Origin of the sequence: Pseudovibrio sp. W64 (genome assembly GCF_001623145.1) — a bacterium.
GTDB lineage: Bacteria > Pseudomonadota > Alphaproteobacteria > Rhizobiales > Stappiaceae > Pseudovibrio.
On record NZ_LMCI01000038.1, the window covers coordinates 425779 to 444278 of the forward strand.

The following is an 18500-nucleotide window of genomic DNA, read 5'->3' on the forward strand; positions in this document are numbered from 1 at the left end:
CGACTTGATACGGACCTGACTGTGCTTCGCTCTTTGATTGCTGTCATTGAGGAGGGTAGTTTTTCCGCTGCAGCAGAAAAAGTGGGGCGGACGCAATCGGCGATCAGTCTGCAAATTGCCAAGCTGGAAGAGCGGTTGGATGTGAAACTATTTGAGCGTACGAGCCGTTCTCTTTCCCAAACCAGCGAGGGTGAGATTTTTATCGGCTATGCTCGAAAGATTTTGGAGTTGGCCGATGAGGCTGTGTTGAGCGTTTCTGCGCCCAAGGAGCAAAGCATGCTGCGCGTCGGGTTTGCAGAGTATCTGGTACCGCAGCACCTACATATTCATCTGGCCCGCTTCAAACGAGCACACCCCACTTGTGATCTCAACTTGATCCTCGGTGGCGGGGCTGATTTGTTGTGTCTTTTAGATGCTGGGGAGCTGGATGTGGTATTCGCCGGACCAGAGGCCTCTGGCGGCAAGCAGTTATGGCAGGAGCCGCTGGTTTGGTGCGGGCAGCTGCCTGCAGCTGATAAACCACTGGAACTGATCTTGATGCAGGAACCATGCAGCTATCGCGCTATAGCAATCTCTGCCATGGAAGCCATGGCCTCAGACTGGAAGATCTCAATCACTGCGAACTCCATTCAGGCTGTACAGTCCGCCATAAAAGCAGGGCTTGGAGTTTCCATTCTACCGGCCTCTGCATTGCTGGAGGACATTCCCGTGATTGAGAGCGCCCTACCTGGGCTGCCAGTAACTAGCGTCTTAAGTTATTTGTCCGCACAGGAAGAAAATCCACTGGCGCAGCGCTTCATTGATTACTTGCTGTGCTACTTGGAAAAAACAGGAGCCTTACAAGCCACTTAGTTCCATTTATGTGCGGTAATGGAATGGGGAATTTAGTTTTTAAAGCGTAGCAAGATATCACCCCAGTAGGCGCCCTTTTCTGGGAGGATGTGGCTGCGAAGGAGGTTTTTTGCTTCTTGAATGTTGTTGCTTTGCAGGGCCTGGAGGATACTCACGTGCTGTTCATAGGAACGTAACATATGCTGCTCGTTGCTACCCAGATAATTTCTGGCGGTTGCCATCCGCGTAGAAATCAGTGCGTAGGCTTCAACGAAGTAAGCGTTATCGCAAAAATCAATCAGTACCTGGTGAAACTCATTGTCCAGTCCCAGGTATTCAAGCGTGCCGTTGCGTTCCATGCACACACTCATCTTATCCAGTATGTACCGAATGCTCTGGCACAACGCTTTGCAGTTCTTTTCGAAGGAAAGCTGCATAGCCTGAGATTCAATATAGTATCGAAACTCGAGCAGTTCATTGAACTCAGTCTGAGAAAGACTGAAAACGAAGGTGCCACTTTGAGGTTTGATCTGAACGAGACCTTCGCTTTGAAGCCGTTTTACGGCATCACGTATCGGAGCTTTTGTTGCTTCCAGTCGCTTGGCCAGAACAGTTTCAGATAGCTTGCTCCCCATTGGCAACGTGCCATTGATGATCATTTCACGAATGCGTTTGTAAACAACATCTTTGAGCAAATCTTGTGCCATCAGAATCTCAGAAAATGGATCAAAAAAAGAGTGAAGGAAAATACGTATCACCTTCCATCACTCAATTTGCCTTATAATACAATTTGTTATTTTGGCAAAGTTTCCTGTCATCCGTCCTTAATTGAGTAAGGAAGGCAAGAACATCGTCACCTGCGGCAAGTAGGTCACTACCATCAACATCACAAACATCGATAAGAGGAATGGTAAGATTGCCTTAACAAGGCTTTCAAGGGAGACCTCTGCTACGCCAGTTGCAACGAATAGGTTTGCACCCAAAGGCGGCGTACAGAACCCAATTGCAAGATTTACTGTCATGATCACACCAAAATGGACCGGATCTACGCCTAAATTCTGAACAATCGGCAGTAGGATCGGCGTAAAAATGATGATCGACGCAATTGTTTCCATGAACATGCCAACGATCAAAAGCATGATGTTGATGAGTAGCAGAACAATGATCGGATTATCAGAGAGCTGAATAATCATGTCTGCGACTTCCACTGGGATACGTTCCAGCGTGAGCAAACGCCCGAAGGATGCGGCCATAACCACCATGACCAAAACCGTTGCAGATGTCAGACCTGAGTTCAGGAAGACAGAGCCAAGCTCACGGAATTTCAAATCCCGATAAACAATCAGACTAACAAACAGAGCATAGACCACAGCAACGCCGGCTGCTTCAGTCGGCGTAAAGACCCCTCCATATATTCCACCTAGGATGATTACCGGGATAATCAGAGCCCACAGGGAATGCTGGCGCCATCCGGATCGCTTAATGTTCACATCCTTTGTTGCCCGGTCGAGCTGCGAACCTTCATGCGTATTGGGAGTGAAATTTTTGGAGATGATACATCGTGCCACCAGCATGTAACCCAAACCAAAAAGAATTCCCGGAACAATACCTGCAAGGAAGAGTTTCCCGATCGATTGGTTTGCCGTGACACCATAAATGATCAGCGGAATACTTGGGGGGATCATGACGCCGGTGATACCGGCGGCCGCAGTAATTGCTGCGGAGAAGGATCGACGGTACCCGAGGCGCTCCATCTCCGGAATCATGTTAGAGCCGATTGCAGCAACGGTTGCCGGTGAAGAGCCTGAGATAGCAGCAAAAAACATGCTCGCTAAGACATTCACATAGGCCAGACCTGCTTTAAAATGCCCAACCAAAGTATAGGCGGCGCCTACGATGCGCGCGGACAATCCACCGCGTTGCATGACTTCACCTGCCAAAACAAACAGTGGAATGGCAACCAGGGGAAAAGAGTTGCCACCCATGACGGTACTTTTTGCCAGCAGCGTAATGTTCGGCGTATGCGGCAGATATTCGAGGACCACAAGAGATGCGAAGCCGAGGCAAATTGCAACTGGTGCGCCAAGGAAAACCAGCAAAATGAAGGTGCCGAAGAGGGTAAAGGAAACCATTGTCAGTTGCCCCCTGTATTGGAATGAAGTGGAACGGTGGCCTCGGAAGGGCCTTTAAGTGCAATCAGATCCACAATCACGTTCTGAACGAGGCGTAGAGAGCTCAACAAAGCGCCAATTGGCAAGGATGCGTAAAGCCATTGCATACCAACCCGCACATCGGAAAGTGGCCAGTAGAGCACGATGGATGATTGCCTAGTGATGATAGGGCTTGAGACTTGCTTCCAGCCGTATAGAAACAGCTTAACCATGCACCACAGGACTAGCAGATTTGTGATGATGCCAATTATTGCTTTAGCGTTTGGTGGCAGACCATTGATAAGCGCAGTTACACAAATATGACGGCGTGTTTTGAAACCGTAGCTCACCCCCACCCAGATAAACCAAATGAAGCACCACCTGACAAACTCTTCGCTCCACGGCAACGAGCTTGCGAAGATGTAGCGCATAATGACCTGTACAAAGACCCAGAGCACAATATTAAACAACAGGAAGTTTATTAGATAAGCCTCTGCATTCTTCTCGATAAACCTTAGTGATGACATAACCCACCCCTTATCACCCGGCAGGTGGGACCTGCCGGGTCAGCTGTTTATGTTTATTTTTTGAGAGCTTGAATGAGTTTGGCATCGACCAACTCGAAGTATTTGTCGCGAATTGGGGCAGTCACTTTCTGGAACGCGCCAATTTCTGCATCATTCAAACGAGTCACATTTACACCAGCAGCTTCAATCGCTTTTAGTTGGTCCAGCTCTTCGGAGGCGATCACATCCTGTTGGTAGTCGATTGCACGTTTCAAAGCAGAATCGACAAGTTTCCGGTTCTTTTCAGAGAGGTTGTTGTAAAAATCCATGTTGGCCAGAACCATATGTGTTGAGTATACGTGGCCGGACAGTGTCAGGAACTTCTGAACCTCATAAAAGCGTGAAGAATAGATATGCCCAAGAGGGTTTTCCTGCGCATCAACAACACCTTGCTGCAGAGCGGAATAAACCTCATTGAATGACATTGGCGTTGGATTTGCACCCATGGCAGCAAAGGCATCCATATGGGCTTCAACCTGCATAGTACGCAGTTTTACACCTTCAAGGTCTGCAGGTTTTTCTATTGGACCGACATTGCTTGTAATGTTGCGGATGCCATTTTCCATCCAGCCCAGACCCTTGATGCCGAAATCTTCAACGCGGTTAAGCAGCATATCGCCAAACTCGCCGTAAAGAGCATCAAGCGCGTCTGCTCGATTGGCAAAGGTATAAGGGAGACCTGGAATAGAGAAAGCCGGATCCCAACCAGCCATCACTTCAACAACAGGTGCAGTCATATCAATGACACCAGACTGCACTGACTCGGTCAGTTCTCGGTCCCCCCCGATCTGACCATTTGGGAAAATGTCTACCCGTACTTCACCGTCAGATTCAGTTTCGATGATTTCTTTGAATTTAACCCATGCTTTATGCATGTGGTAGGTGTCAGCCGCTCCATGCCCCACTTGAATTGTCGTTTCTGCATTAGCCATCCCAGCGAAAGAGACGGAACACGCTAAAGCAACAAACATTGCTGTCTTCTTCAAAAACATAACAACACTCCCGATTAACATTTCAGTTATGCTATCTATATTTTTCTGAAATCTCAGGTATTCAAGCGTAAATTTACGTATCATGATATTATCCACAGCGAATACGCGGCGTAAATTACAAATTTGCCTGTGTGTTATATTTTTCACTTGCCAATTTTTTAATCTCGATCTTTCTTATATCTCATAACTAACATGTCACTTTTGGGGCAGATAATGAAAAAGATCGTGGTCATTGAGCCAGGTTACCTGAGCTATGAAGAAGAAGAGACGGTACTTCAGCAATACAACGCGAAGATTGTCGCACTACCGATTGGAACTGACCGATCTAAAATCGAGACTGAAATCATAGATGCAGATGCTGTCCTGGTACGCGAAGCACAGGTTGATGCTGAGTTAATTTCACTCATGAAGCGCTGTCAGATCGTTGTTCGTTATGGGGTTGGTGTAGATAACATTGACCTGAAAGCAGCAAAGGACAAAGGGATCTACGTCGCCAACGTGCCCGATTACGGGTCCGAAGACGTTGCCGAGCATGCCGTCTCACTCATGCTTTCCGCTACACGTAGAATTCCGAGCCGCGATCAAGATGTACGCTCCGGAAGATGGGGGGTTGGCCAGGCTGAACCAATGGTCCGCATGGCTGGGAAAACACTCGGCATCGTGGGGTTTGGTCGTATTGCCCGATGTTTTGCGCAAAAGACTGAAGGCCTTGGTTTCTCACGTACTCTAGTAGCCGATCCTGCATTGTCTGTCGAAGCGGCTCTGGAAGCGGGCGTAGATCTCGTCAGCCTCCAGACGCTTTGCGCAGAAGCAGACTTCATCTCACTCCATGCTCCCCTGAACGCCAAAACCAGACACATGATTGATGCTGAGGTTTTGGGCAAAATGAAGCCAAATGCGGTGCTTGTAAACACAGGCCGCGGTGGGTTGGTTGATGAAGATGCTCTTCACGATGCCTTGAAGAACAAGAAGATTTTCGCTGCGGCCATTGACGTTTTCGAGCAAGAGCCCGTGCGCAAGGACCATCCTCTGCTCACCTTGCCAAACACCATCTGCACAGATCACACCGCTTGGTTCACTGAAGAATCCGTCGTCGAGCTCCAACATAAAGCAGCTGTTGAAGTGCTGCGTGTGTTCGACGGAGAGCAACCCAAGAACTGGGTCAACTCGTAAGTTCCTCCAAACTGAAGGCTAGTTCCATGTACAGCAAAGATATTATCGAAGGCTACCGTGCCATTTTCTCCACCGCATCCATCGCGGATGCATGTGATCAACTCATTGGCGAAACGATGTTCCTACCATTCAGCATTAAAAATCGTATCAACGAGAAGAAAATTGTCGGTCCGGCTGTAACCATCCTCGAAGATGTAACACAAGAGAAGCTCCCTCCTCAGCACGCTCTTGATGCAATTGATGAGTCCGAGGAAGGGTCCGTTATTGTAATCACCGGCTGCGAAGCTCTGGAAACAGTTGCAGTCTGGGGTGGTTTGATGACCGCAGGTGCCGTTGCAAACAAACATGAAGGCGCTGTTCTGAATGGTGGGTTGCGCGATATTGCAGAAATTCGCCGTGACTATGACTTCCCTGTCTACTCGAAAACTGTAACTCCAGGTACCACGCTTGGTCGCTTCAAAACTATTGATGCCAACAAACCTGTCGAGATTGGCGGCGTAACCATCAACCCAGGTGATCTGATCATTGGTGATGTTGATGGTGTTGTATGCGTTCCAAAAGACAAAGTTGAAGCTGTCCTAGAACTCTCCAAGTCCATTGATGAACGTGAACTTGAGCAAGCCAAGTTGATCATCGACTCCGGCTCTCTACGCGATGGACTGGCCAAGTACGGCCGCATCTAATTTTCTTAGATCATAGCGGTGGCTTATCAGGAGCCGTCGCATTTTGGAGTACCCTATGTCCATCGATATTGTTTCTTTTGGTGAACCTCTTCTGGAGTTTAGTCAGCTTCCGGGTCAGGACAAACCGGTTTCCTATCTCAGCGGTTATGGTGGCGACACGTCCAACTTTGCCGTTAGCGCAGCGCGCCAGGGTGCCAAAGTCGCGATGTTTGCTCATCTCGGTTCAGATGTGTTCGGTGATCAGTTTGTTGATCTCTGGAATGCGGAAGGGGTCTTTACTGACTGGATCCAACGCCACCCAACCGCGCCAACTGGCATCTACTTCATCTCACACGATGAGCGCGGCCATCACTTCACCTTTTATCGTGAAGGTTCGGCAGCCTCTCTTGTATCACCAACTGATCTGCCCGAGGATCTGATTGCCGACGCTAAACTCTTGCACACATCAGCGATCACACATGCCATCAGCAATGGCTCTTGCGATGCAGTGTTTGCGGCCATTGAACTGGCGAAAAAACACAATACGTTGGTTTCTTTTGACACCAACTTACGCCTCAAGCTCTGGACTTTGGATCGTGCAAGAGCAGTTATTCATGAAACAGCCCGCCATGTCGACTTTTGCATGCCGAGCCTTGATGAAGCGCAGCTGCTGACGGGGCTCAATGATGCAAACGAAATTGCGGACTTCTACCTAAATCTTGGTGCAAAAACCGTTGTGCTCAAGATGGGGCCAGAAGGTGCAATGGTCGCAACCACCGGTGAACGCTTCACAGCAAAAGGCCACAAGGTTGAGACTGTTGACGCGACCGGTGCTGGAGACTGTTTTTCCGGTGCATTTTTCAGTCAGATTGTTGCTGGAAAAACCCCACGTGAGGCGCTGGTTTATGCCAACTGCGCTGCAGCGCTGACCACAACAGGATACGGCGCAGTTGTGCCAATTCCTACTACGGCACAAGTCGCAGCTTTTCAAGAAAACATTTCGTAAAGCGGACTTCTAAGGAAAGGGAGAACCCATGAAGATCGTCTCAAAGCTGCTTGGTGCAGCTGTACTCTCACTTGTTGCATCTACAGCATTGGCTGGTCCAAAACTGGAAATCGTTACTGAATGGAACTCACTTCCTTACGAAGTGCAGGATACACAAGTAAGAACCACCTGGGAGAACAGTAAGCTTTTCGGCAAATCTCTGATGCAGGGCGTAAAAGTCGACAGGCAAAGCAATTTGTATGTGTCAACTGCTCGCTGGGGTGGCCCAGAGATCCCAGCAACGCTTTCTAAATTGAAAGATACCCCGGAAGGAAAAGTGCTTGTTCCATATCCTTCTGGGGAAATGAACAGCATGGATAATGCCAAGGGATTGAAAGCTGTTCTAGGCTTTGAGATTGATCGCAATAACACCATGTGGATCCTGGACCAGGGACATGTTGCAGGTCAGCCCAGTAAAGCTGGTGATGAGAAGCTTGTTCTTTGGGACATTGATAAGGACCAAGAAGTTCAACGTTATGAGTTCAGTGAAAAAGACAGTAATCGTAAATGCTCTTTCCTGAATGATCTTGCCATCGATAACGATAGCGGCTTTGCTTACATCACCGATTCAGGAATCTTCTGTCAGCCCTTGGATGGCGGCTTGATTGTCTATGACAGTAACACAAATACAGCGCGCCGGGTTCTTGCTGGTACCAAGTTCACCAATAACGAGAAGAACTTCTTCTTCAACATCAATGGTGAACCAGTACTCTCCAAAAATCCTATGCTAACAGGTGCTGACGGTATCGCCCTGTCCGGTGATAAGAAGACCCTTTACTGGACTAATCTGACCGGTAACACGCTGTATGCTATCGAGACCGCTTTGCTGCGTGATTTCAGCCGTTCTGAAGATGTGCTGCAAGCAAGTGTTCGTGTTGTGACTACTCTACCTTCCAACACTGATGGCATGACTGCCGACCGGGATGGAAACCTTTACATGACAGGCCTGACACTCAACGGACTCATGCATCGTGATGCTGAAACCGGTGACGTCACTCGTCTCGCCTATGACAAAACCATGGTTTGGCCAGATACATTGGCATGGGGACCGAATGGCGATCTTTATATCACATCCAACAATCTGCACACTTGGGTGGATGGGAATATGAACTTTGAGAACCCTGAAACCTCTAATTTCAAGATCTGGCGTTTGAAGGTCGGCAAGAAATCTTACTTGCAGCCTTAATAGGGACAAATGCCAGCAAGTTCAGGGGGAGTTTTTCTCCTGAACTTGGCCCCCCCAAAAAAAACTCTGGAATCGAAATGAACAGTAAAGTCCGTGTACTGGAAGCCTATAAAGTCGTTCCAGTCATTCAAATCTCATCACTTGAGCAAGTCAAACCTCTGGCTGAGCAACTGATTGTCAATGACCTACCCGTCGCTGAAGTAACTTTGCGAACGAAACCCGCTCTCGCATCCCTCGAAGTCTTTGCAAAAGAATTCCCAGAGCTTCTTTTGATTGCGGGCACAGTCCTGAACAGTCAGCAAGCTCGCTCTGCATCTAATGCGGGCGCTTCGATGATTGTTTCTCCAGGTTTCAATCCTCAAACCATAAGTTACTGCCTTAATAACGATTTGGATGTCATTCCTGGCGCTATGACGCCAGGTGAGATGGAACAGGCACTTGATCTTGGGCTGAAAACGCTGAAGTTTTTTCCCGCAGAAGCAGCAGGCGGTATCAAAATGCTCAAGTCAGTCTCAGCTCCTTACAAAGACCTTCGCTTTATGCCGACTGGTGGCATTCATCCCGCGAACGTCAACGATTACCTCGCACTATCTTCCGTCATCTGTTGCGGTGGTTCATGGATGGTGGATCCTAAGTTAATGGCAACTCATGATTGGCCGGAAGTTGGGCGCCTGATACGTCATGCCCGTGCTCTGACTAGCAACATAGCCGACTAGTTTCCGATAAGTTACTGGGGATCCAAAATTATGGATGTAGGGCTAACTGCCAGTATAACAGGTGCTTTCTGTTAGGCTCTCAACTATGTATTGACACAGAAATGCCAGGATAACGTCAATGCCACAGGTACTCAGATCATCATTGCCGTACATATCGGGATGGGCATATTAGCAGCAATCCCGTTTATTGGTTTTCAGCTCTGGAGCACTGTGTCCTTTGATCATGTGGTTCCTCTGCTGATGGTCAACATCCCCTATATCGGTGCACAAGTTTTACTTCTGGCAGCACTCCAGAAAAGCGGAGCCTCTATAATCTCTCCTCTGCTTACTCTAAAAATACCAATTCTAGCAGCACTCGGCTTCGTGTTGCTGGGTGATACGCTAAACCTTCAGCAATTATTTGCGGTGTTGGGCATTCTTGTTCTTGCTATTTGCCTTTCCAAAAGCGCAGGAATGATCGATTGGGTGCCTCTACTTCTGATCTCACTTGCATGCTTGGGATATGCCATCTCAGATCACTCGATCACCCAATACTCGAAATCTTTGCAGAATTTTTCCGAGTTAGATCAGGTATGGGTTACTGTCTCAATCAACTATCTGTTCTGTGGGTTGATCTGCCTCATCTCGGCACTTCCATGCAAGGTTGATCACCACCTCGTCTTCAAATGCAAATGGATTTCCGTCACTTGGTTGATGGCTGTTACACTGCTGGTTCTTGGCTTCAAAAGCAGCGGTGTGTTACAAGCCAATGTCGCACAATCCCTTCGAGGTGTTTTTGGCGTCGCCCTCGCCTACATATTCCTCCGCACAACGCCTGCTCCCTCAACTCTATCACCACCACGAAAACTATCGATTGCAGCAGGAATGATCGTCGCAGTTGCTTTATTTTTCTCTTGAAGCCAATAGAGAACCCCTAATATTGGTGCTCACAAGCGAAACGAATGGCTTCAACGGTCACGTCGCAACAAATCGATCAAAATCAACTCATGATTGAAACGTGCTCTGGCCGAGTATTCCTACAATTAAGCCGTATGTCAGCTATTGATCAGCTGCTACTTGCCAAGAATGTCTAGAAGTATGGGCCATATGTATGGACCGCCTGCATTTCGCAAGAGAGTTTTTACTTTAAATATTGAAGTCGTTACTATGTATCCAACCTGTTTATCGATACGCGGGCCGTGGCCTTGATGGTAATACGCACGTACCTACAGTCTAATTACTGAACAGGTTACTTAGAGCCATTATGGCTCTCTGACTTTGGGTGCGTTCTTTCTTCCGTTCCATGCTTATGCTCTGTCGCGAACTTTTAAGGAGGTTCTGATTAGATCAGCCTTCATGTCAGTTGTATAGTTGTCAAACTCCGTGCAATTATACATTACACTCCAGGCGATCCTTGCCTGCTTATTGGCCAGGGCGAGGGCCAGTTTTTTCTTATGCATTCGCTTGGATGCCCGTTCTAGCCAGTCTTCATAAAGGCCGATCAGGATGTCGTGCATGCGCGAAGAAATCTCATTGGCGCGATCGTCGAGAATGGCGAACAGAGAGTTTCTCAGGCTGCTGCTGCCTGTGCGCACCGCAATTCCCTGCTCTAACAGGAAGGCCCGGATCTGGTTGATGGTGGCGATGCGACGCGAGACCAATCGGGACCGGACCCGGTGCAGAGCCTGCAGATCGAGCTGATCCTGGCTCTTTTCCTGCACATAATTCAAATTGGGCCGCAGCACAGCTTCAGCAATAGCCTCAGCATCGTTGTAATCGTTCTTCTGGTCTTTGACGAAGGGCTTAGTGTATTTGGCGGCGATGATACGCGGATCGAACCCCAGTTTGCGTAATGTTCGGCTAACAAAATGCGCACTCATGCACGCCTCCATGCCCACAATACAGCGCGGCAGCTTCTCGAACGTAGCCACGAGGGACAGACGCTTGATCTTTTTCCGAAAAGCTTAGCTACCATCATCATTGAACCCACGATGTGCAATGTGTCTTTGCCAATGTCGATGCCGACGGAGAGAAGTTCTGTGGTCATGGGACTGCTCCGGTTTCATGAGAACAGGATCACTATAGAGCCTGCGCCTCGGGGGAACCGGCGGTCCACCCCATTACCGGACACTCAAATGCTTCCATCAAGGATTGTGCACAAGTTAGCTAAGTCATTATGAAATCGAACCATAATTTCGATTTCGTCTTTATCGCGGGGAGAATGAATTTTGTTTGAGTTTGAGGTGAAAAGCGAAGAAAATCTCTCTATTTAGAGTGGTAATTTACTTTCCTCCCACAGCCAGGCCGTCGAGCTGTTTCCAACAAGGCGAACCTTGAGCCAAATGAAGAACTAGACCGCGTCAGTTCGAGCTTAACGCAAAATGGCAAACAGATCAGGCAGTTTTTAAGAGCTGCTCAACACTTCTGAGCGCACTCCTTTTCTTAGTTTAGAACTGCACGAATAGTCTTGCGTTGGCGCCGTGGTCTAGGGTTTGGTCGGCGAGGAGGCCGTAGTAGTTGATGTTGAGTTGGATGTGCTCGGCCAGCCGGGATTCAAGGCCGGTTTCGATCAGGGCCACGTTGCGGGCGATTGGGACGCTGGCGACGGTGAAGGGGTTGCCGCTGTCGATGAAGCTTTGGGTGTAGTCGAGCGTATCAGCGGAAGAGTATTGCCAGGCTGCCAAGCCAACAAAGCTTGTGTCCCCATAAAGGTAGTTGGAAAGGTCAAACTCGCCGCGTGTTCCCAGCGTCAGGAAAGTGAGGGAGTTGGACTGTCCATCTGCTTTGAGTGCTGCTGCACCGCCGGTTTCATTGAAGCCGGGACCAGACAGGTAAGCATAGGCAACTCCTGCAAAAGGTTCCAGATTGCCGTAGGTGCTTTCCAACGTGTATCCAAGCTCACCAAACACCTGCACAGAACCGGCGAACTGGTCAGATGACAGTGTTTCTTCCGGGAAGAGGCTTACATCGCGATCAGTTGCAATGTTGTACCATGTACCGGCAACACCTCCGCGCAGTTTGACGTTGTCGATCGGATTGGCACTGGCGTAGCCGCCGACACTGTAGCTGTCACTGTCAGATGAGGCGTCGATGGAACTGATGTCGATGGATGTTCTGCCGAAGCCTGCAACCACACCCAGCTGCACCATGTCAAAGTAGGTCGCATCAACACCAACCAGAACGCCGCCGACGCTTCTGCCTGTGGTGCGGGCATTGCCATCGGAGAAGAATTGCCCCCAGCTGCCGTAGACCTGTCCCCACATCGCAAAGTTGCTGACCGTGCGGGAAACGGTGTTGTCATCCACGTCCGCAGCAAAAGCACTGTGGGCCTTGTAAAGGCGGTCATTCACCGCTTGTCGCAGGAAGCGGCTGTCGGCAAGAAGGATTGCACGGGTTGAAGCGTTGATCTCACCAGCGAGAGGGTCGAGAAGAGCTTTAATCTGAGCATTGTTCATGGGCGCAAGTTGTGTGAAGAGATCGCCGCTCTCATTGATAGTATCAAGCGCCAGAGTGACTGAATGTTCGTTGCGTGTATCTGCCAGGCCATTGAAGTTGTTGGAACTTCGGATGAACTGGATCGCAACGTCGTTACCGTCTCCGGGAATACCGTAGAGCACGTTTACATCAAGCATAAACATATCGTGGCTGACTGAACTGAATGTGCCTGTCGGTGGCTCTGTCCCTGGAGCGGAGAGATTGTCGATAATGACGAACTCATCGCCGATTTTGACCGGTGTTGGACCCATGACGTTGACGAGATCAAGCGCAACATCATTCAGGTCCACGCTACCACCTGCGAGGATCTGGATCTGATCCGCGTTTGCCATTCCAGATACAGGATCAGAGCCGATCTCCATTTCCAACGTGCCGCCAGTGCCAGTCGCGTCCAGACTGCCGAGCGTAATTGTACCGAAGGACGCTCCGGGTGCGATGATGCCCCCGTTAAGTGTCACACTGCCGCTGGCTGTGCCGTACCCCTCGAGCCGACCATCGGCGTTCACGGTCAGATCACCTGAAAGAGTAGAACTATCCGTTAAGGACGTACCAATCCGCATGGTGCCGCCGTTAATGGTGGAGCTGACCAGAGATTTGGTGCCGTCTGATAGTATAAGCGTACCTGCACCGTTCTTTAGGAAGGTACCTCCACCGGGAGTGGCATCTCCGGTCCAGGTGAGGGTTGCACCTGCGTTTGCCATGTCGATGGTATTATCATTGCTGTTCACTTGCAGCTTGGTCGTATCAACAGTTTCGCTGCCTGTGCCCAGATAGAAAAGAGTTCCACCATTTACGATCACGTTGCCAGACCCAATGGCCGAGGTAGAAAAGCCTTCCAGACCAAGCGTGCCGGTGTCGATTTCAATATCTGCTGTGTAGCCTGAGTTGTCGCCAAGCAGATTGACTTCACCCGGGCCGGTGAAGGTAACCTGATTTGAACCGGTCAGCCCGGACATGATGTTGATCTGGCCAACGATGTCGGTCGCTCCAACCACGTTCCCGGCGCCGGAAAACGCCAGTTCATTGATGTTGACCGTGCTGCCGCCGGTGTAGGTCAGAGTTGAGGAGTTCAGCGTGATGCCGACATTGCCGTTGCCGATGTTGGTGCCGTCATTGAAGATCAACTCGGTATCGGTTACGCCAAGATCACCGGTCCATGAACTGTTGGTGCCGGTTAGGGTGGTTGTTTGGCCACCATCGATGGACAAGTTGCCTGAGCCGGAAAGGTTGGAGGAGATCTCCAGATCGACCGTATTGTCATCAATGTCGATTGTGTTACTTGTGCCACTGGCGATAGCAATCCTTGAGAGATTGACGTCTGTGGAGCCCTGATAGAGCAGGTTACCATTGTTGAGGGTGGTTGTGCCAAGCCCAAGGCGGTCCGGGTCGGTAAACTCGATGGAACTGTTTTCCTGAACAATGAGGCCACCGGAAAAACTGTTGTCGCCCTGCAGGTTGACCGTACCGCCAGACCCAATGGTGAGAGACCCCGGTGTGCCGCCGCCATCTGTGATGTCACCAGTCAGTGTCAGGGTGCGTCCGGATTGCACATCAAGCGTACCGTCATCGTGCATCTTGAAATCGTTGGCGATGATCGCATCTGAACCAGAAATATAACTCAGATCACCACCGTAAAAGAGAACGTCACCTGTGCCGATGTTGGCTGCCGCTCCAAACTCCACAGTACCGGCTGCCAGATCCAAACCGCCGCTGAAGCTGCTGCCCGCTCCACCCAGAACCAGCGTTCCTGCTCCGAGTTTCTTCAGCAGGCCAGTACCACTGATGGTATTGCTGGCAGTGAGGGTATCACCAGAGCCCACCGTCACGGATGATGTTCCATCCAGATCAATCAGATTGGCAATCGTCGTGGTTGTTCCGGTGAAATTGAGGTTACCGTTGTCGAGTTCAATTGCACCTGTGCCCAGATCATCGGAGTCTGCAAAGCCAACTGTGCTGTTTTCCTGAACGATCAGACCGCCTGAGAACGTGTTGGTTCCTCGCAGATTGGCTGTGCCGCCGGAGCCGACGGTGAAGGAGCCCGGTGTGCCGTCACCGTCAACGATGTTGCCTGTGATTGTCAGAGTGCGCCCGGATTGCAGGTCAAGACTACTATCATCATACAGTTCAATCGTATTTGCGATTGTTGCGGAGGTTCCGGTGAAATTGAGGTTACCGTTATCGAGTGCAACTGTGCCAGTGCCCAGATCATTGGAATCTGAGAAACCGACAGTGCTGTTTTCCTGAATGACAAGGCCTGCCGAGAATGTGTTGGTCCCTTGCAGATTGACTGTACCACCAGAGCCGATGGTCAGCATGCCGGGTGAGCCGCCGCCGTCAACGATGTTGCCGGTGATTGTGAGGGTGCGGCCTGATTGCACGTCAAGGGTACCGTCATTGTGCATTTCAAAGGTATTTGAGACGGTCGCATCCGAGCCGGACACATAGCTCAGATCACCACCGTAATAGATGATGTTTCCGCTGCCGATGTTGGCAGCTGCTCCAAACTGTACAGTTCCGTCTGCCAGATCCAGCCCACCGCTGAAGCTGCTGCCCGCACCACCAAGAACCAGCGTTCCATCACCAAACTTTTTCAGCCGGCCCGACCCGCTGATATCATTGCTGACGGTGAGCGTGTCACCGGACCCAACTGTCATGGATGATATCCCGTCCAGATCAATCAGGTTACTAATCGTTGCAGTGGTTCCGTTAAAGGTGAGGTTGCCGTTGTCGAGTTCAACAGTGCCACTGCCAAGATCGTCAGAGTCCGAGAAGCCAACTGTGCTGTTTTCGTGAACGACCAGACCGGCTGAGAATGTGTTGGTGCCTTGCAGGTCAACTGTGCCGCCGGAGCCGATGGTCAGTTTGCCGGGTGAACCGCCGCCATCAACGATGTTACCTGTAATCGTCAGAGTACGACCTGATTGCACGTCAAGATTGCCGTCATTATGCATCTCAAACGTGTTTGATATGGTTGCATCCGAGCCAGAAATATAGCTTAGATCACCACCGTAATAGATGATGTTTCCGCTGCCGATGTTGGCAGCTGCTCCAAACTCTACGGTGCCGTCTGCCAGATCCAGCCCACCACTGAAGTTGCTACCCGCTCCATCAAGAACGAGCTTTCCGTTGCCCAGTTTCTTTAAGCGACCAGACCCGCTGATATCATTGCTGACAGTGAGGGTGTCGTTCGTGCCAACCTCAATTGAGGAGGTTCCATCCAGATCGATGAGGTTGTTGATTGTTGCTGTAGAGCCGGTAAATGTGAGGTGGCCGCTGTTCAGTTCAATCGCGCTGTTGCCCAGATTGGACGCGTTTGAAAACTGAACTTCTGTGCCATTAATGTCCGTTCCGCCGGTCCAGGAATTGTTGCCCGACAGAATGGTTACGCCATTGCCTTCAAACCTGACTTTGCCGTTACCAAACATATCTCCTGCAAGGGTGAGGTTGCCTGACGAGGTTGCAAAGGTTGCATCGTTTGTAGCGCCCACATTGGTGACTTCAATGTCGCCTTCTACGGTTAGGCTGCTATTTGAAACAAAAGTGCCGCCGACAAAGTCGAGCTGTGTATTTCCAACTGCATTGGTGCTTGTGAACGTGACGGTTGCACCTTCATCAAAGAACATTTTTCCTGAAAACTGGCTGTTGTTTCCAATCAGGCGAGTGGAGCCATTTTCAAAAAGGACTTCGCCAGCGCCCGAAGTGACTGAGGTTAGATCTGCGACTAGATGATCGCCTCCCGTGCTCGTGGTGTTGATCACAATTTTTGAGCCGTTCAGCATGTAAAGGTCGTCGACTTCCAGGAAACCGGTGGCAAGAGCACCAGCGCCTTCCTGTCCACCTATATTGATGGTGCCTTTACCTTCTAAAACCATGTCAGATGTGGGAGCAAAAATTTGGCCGTTATTGTAAAGGTTTATGGTGCCCTCGTTGACGCCGTTTGCAACCTCTATGAACGCGAACGAGCCTGATTGGAAAACCACCGCACTATCAAAAACATTCAATGTGCCGTTCGCGTTCACAACGCCAATCTCTACAAGTTGCCCGATGGGGACTGTGGTTCCAGCGAATACATTCAATGTTCCATCAGAACCGTTTTGGCCAATGCGTAAACCATTTGAGCCATTGATTGTGAAGGGAGGGTTGTTAATGGTACCGGTAATAACCGTCTGTGCATCTGCCCGTTCCACCTGAAGGCTGAACAGACAGGCAAACGCGAGGCCTGCAAGTGCAGTTGTTCCCAGAAGACGCTCACTATACCACATTTCAACCCTCACACATTTGCCAGTTACAGCAGTTCTGAGACAGTTGTTCAGTCGAGCACAGCCGTTACCGAAGGCTGCGCAGAGCAAAACGCAGCTTCAGTGTGAGTAATCACATTAGTAATCCGTTAAGATTTCTTCGCGCTACACAATTATGCTGTATTCGACTGAGGAGCTATGAAGTGATACGCAATACTATTCTCATGAGCTATAGATTAACTGAATCGAATATAGTCATTAATAGAGTTTTTATTTGTTAAATTAGATTTAATTGTGAACTCAATATAGGATTGGTCAAAAATACATATGAGAAGATCAATAGAGTTTCAGAAGTATTCTTCCTGCTAGCTTTCTTGTGCTGCCAAAGCCACTGGTACGGGCAAATCGATAACTGCACTCTCAATTGTCATTTCATCGAGCACGCTCAGGAAGGCGCTGGATGCTCTTTGCATCAACGGTTTGAGGCGACAAGAGGGGAGGAAGCAGCATTGGATTTCTCCACACTCGCTCTGTCGCAGGCACTCGACTACGGCAAAATCATTCTCTACCGCGCGGACAACATCTCCAACGCTGATGTCTTGTGCGAGACGGCCCAGTTTAAACCCTCCACCACGACCACGCATGGTCTCAAGAATACCGGCACGGGAGAGTTGGTTGACGAGTTTCATTACATGGCCCCGTGAGAAACCTTGCTGCAAAACGACCTGATCGATGCGCTGAAGAATGTCTGGTTGCATGGCGCATTGCATAACGAGTCGCAAAGCAAAATCGCTTGCCTGATTTAAACGCATAGTGATGCTCCAAAGATATATCGTGCGTATATCATAAAATCAGAGAGTGCTGAACACCGAAAGCGATGTGATGCTGTGCATATTTTAAGTGTATGAAATAAAACATTATTTAGTGTCAATTCAGCTCTTTCTAAGAAAAGATGCAAATAATATATGTCTTTTGTCATGTGCGATGATAAAGATATATATGAAATAGATATTATGAATCGAAAAGTTGTCACGATAGAGGGCAGGGGCTGTCTCACCAGTGTTTGGCATTGAATTAAGCTGTCAATTTCTTCCTCGTAAAGAACACTGATTGCTCTGATGTGCCACCGCCTGCTCTGAACCTTTTAAACTACGGAGACCTGTAATGTTGCCCGCCATCGTCTTGATCGCAGAAGGATTGGTTGCTCTCTGGTTCCTACTGTTTTTGACCATGATCACAAGCATCTACCTGGATGGCAGAGGATATGGCTCCGGCGTGAAACCCAAGGCAGAGCTAGCCTTCTTCAAACACATTCGTGTCTTCGTAACACTCGGCATATCAGTCGCCTGCGTTGTGACCCTGGCAGAAGCATTTGAATTGATCTGACGGAATTCGGAAGAGCCCCATGAAAATCTACGAGTACCTCCCCGCCATCTTCATCTGGGCCATAGTCCCAGCCCCCCTCTG

General features: G+C 49.5%; 14 protein-coding genes and 1 pseudogene. 8 read left to right on the forward strand and 7 right to left on the reverse strand.

Annotated features, from left to right (window positions below; genetic code table 11):
* A partial coding sequence (locus PsW64_RS18515) for a LysR family transcriptional regulator (protein WP_193757823.1) occupies nucleotides 1–852 on the forward strand: 852 nt, incomplete at its 5' end.
* A gap of 32 nt (nucleotides 853–884) precedes the next feature.
* Here PsW64_RS18515 and PsW64_RS18520 read toward each other — a convergent pair.
* From PsW64_RS18520 to PsW64_RS18535, 4 genes are all read right to left on the reverse strand, one after another.
* A complete protein-coding gene (locus PsW64_RS18520) occupies nucleotides 885–1538 on the reverse strand; it encodes a GntR family transcriptional regulator (protein WP_063288113.1) in 654 nt (217 codons plus the stop codon).
* Between the two features lie 117 nt (nucleotides 1539–1655).
* Entirely contained in the window at nucleotides 1656–2963 is a 1308-nt protein-coding gene (locus PsW64_RS18525; RefSeq protein ID WP_063304521.1) for a TRAP transporter large permease, read from the reverse strand.
* 2 nt (nucleotides 2964–2965) lie between these two features.
* Nucleotides 2966–3508: a TRAP transporter small permease gene (locus PsW64_RS18530; RefSeq protein WP_082831160.1), complete on the reverse strand. Its 543-nt coding sequence runs from the start codon at nucleotides 3506–3508 to the stop codon at nucleotides 2966–2968.
* Between the two features lie 53 nt (nucleotides 3509–3561).
* Complete coding sequence (locus tag PsW64_RS18535; protein WP_208980874.1) at nucleotides 3562–4539, reverse strand: TRAP transporter substrate-binding protein; 978 nt, start codon at nucleotides 4537–4539, stop codon at nucleotides 3562–3564.
* A 213-nt stretch (nucleotides 4540–4752) separates the two neighbouring features.
* Here PsW64_RS18535 and PsW64_RS18540 point away from each other — a divergent pair, with 213 nt between their 5' ends.
* From PsW64_RS18540 to PsW64_RS18565, 6 genes are all read left to right on the forward strand, one after another.
* The gene (locus PsW64_RS18540) at nucleotides 4753–5712 is read left to right on the forward strand and encodes a C-terminal binding protein (RefSeq protein WP_063304522.1); all 960 of its coding nucleotides are present in this window, start codon (nucleotides 4753–4755) and stop codon (nucleotides 5710–5712) included.
* A gap of 26 nt (nucleotides 5713–5738) precedes the next feature.
* Entirely contained in the window at nucleotides 5739–6395 is a 657-nt protein-coding gene (locus tag PsW64_RS18545) for an RraA family protein (RefSeq protein WP_063288110.1), read from the forward strand.
* 55 nt (nucleotides 6396–6450) lie between these two features.
* The gene (locus tag PsW64_RS18550) at nucleotides 6451–7380 is read left to right on the forward strand and encodes a sugar kinase (protein WP_063304523.1); all 930 of its coding nucleotides are present in this window, start codon (nucleotides 6451–6453) and stop codon (nucleotides 7378–7380) included.
* A 28-nt stretch (nucleotides 7381–7408) separates the two neighbouring features.
* Nucleotides 7409–8605 carry an L-dopachrome tautomerase-related protein gene (locus PsW64_RS18555; protein WP_063304524.1) on the forward strand — a complete coding sequence of 399 codons (1197 nt, stop codon included), beginning with the start codon at nucleotides 7409–7411 and terminating at the stop codon, nucleotides 8603–8605.
* 77 nt (nucleotides 8606–8682) lie between these two features.
* Nucleotides 8683–9321 (forward strand): bifunctional 4-hydroxy-2-oxoglutarate aldolase/2-dehydro-3-deoxy-phosphogluconate aldolase, encoded by a 639-nt coding sequence (locus PsW64_RS18560; RefSeq protein WP_063304525.1) that lies wholly within the window; start codon nucleotides 8683–8685, stop codon nucleotides 9319–9321.
* Between the two features lie 90 nt (nucleotides 9322–9411).
* On the forward strand, nucleotides 9412–10218 hold the full coding sequence (locus tag PsW64_RS18565; RefSeq protein ID WP_153042392.1) for a hypothetical protein: 807 nt from the start codon (nucleotides 9412–9414) through the stop codon (nucleotides 10216–10218).
* Nucleotides 10219–10778: 560 nt separating this feature from the next.
* On the opposite strand, the pseudogene PsW64_RS18570 reads toward PsW64_RS18565, so the two are convergent.
* From PsW64_RS18570 to PsW64_RS18580, 3 genes and pseudogenes are all read right to left on the reverse strand, one after another.
* Nucleotides 10779–11347, reverse strand: a pseudogene (locus PsW64_RS18570) (IS110 family transposase); the annotation flags it as partial.
* 400 nt (nucleotides 11348–11747) lie between these two features.
* On the reverse strand, nucleotides 11748–17057 hold the full coding sequence (locus PsW64_RS18575) for an autotransporter domain-containing protein (protein WP_063304527.1): 5310 nt from the start codon (nucleotides 17055–17057) through the stop codon (nucleotides 11748–11750).
* 341 nt (nucleotides 17058–17398) lie between these two features.
* Nucleotides 17399–17845 carry an RrF2 family transcriptional regulator gene (locus tag PsW64_RS18580; protein WP_082831161.1) on the reverse strand — a complete coding sequence of 149 codons (447 nt, stop codon included), beginning with the start codon at nucleotides 17843–17845 and terminating at the stop codon, nucleotides 17399–17401.
* Nucleotides 17846–18197: 352 nt separating this feature from the next.
* Here PsW64_RS18580 and PsW64_RS18585 point away from each other — a divergent pair, with 352 nt between their 5' ends.
* Nucleotides 18198–18419 (forward strand): hypothetical protein, encoded by a 222-nt coding sequence (locus tag PsW64_RS18585; protein ID WP_063287743.1) that lies wholly within the window; start codon nucleotides 18198–18200, stop codon nucleotides 18417–18419.
* Nucleotides 18420–18500: the final 81 nt, after the last annotated feature.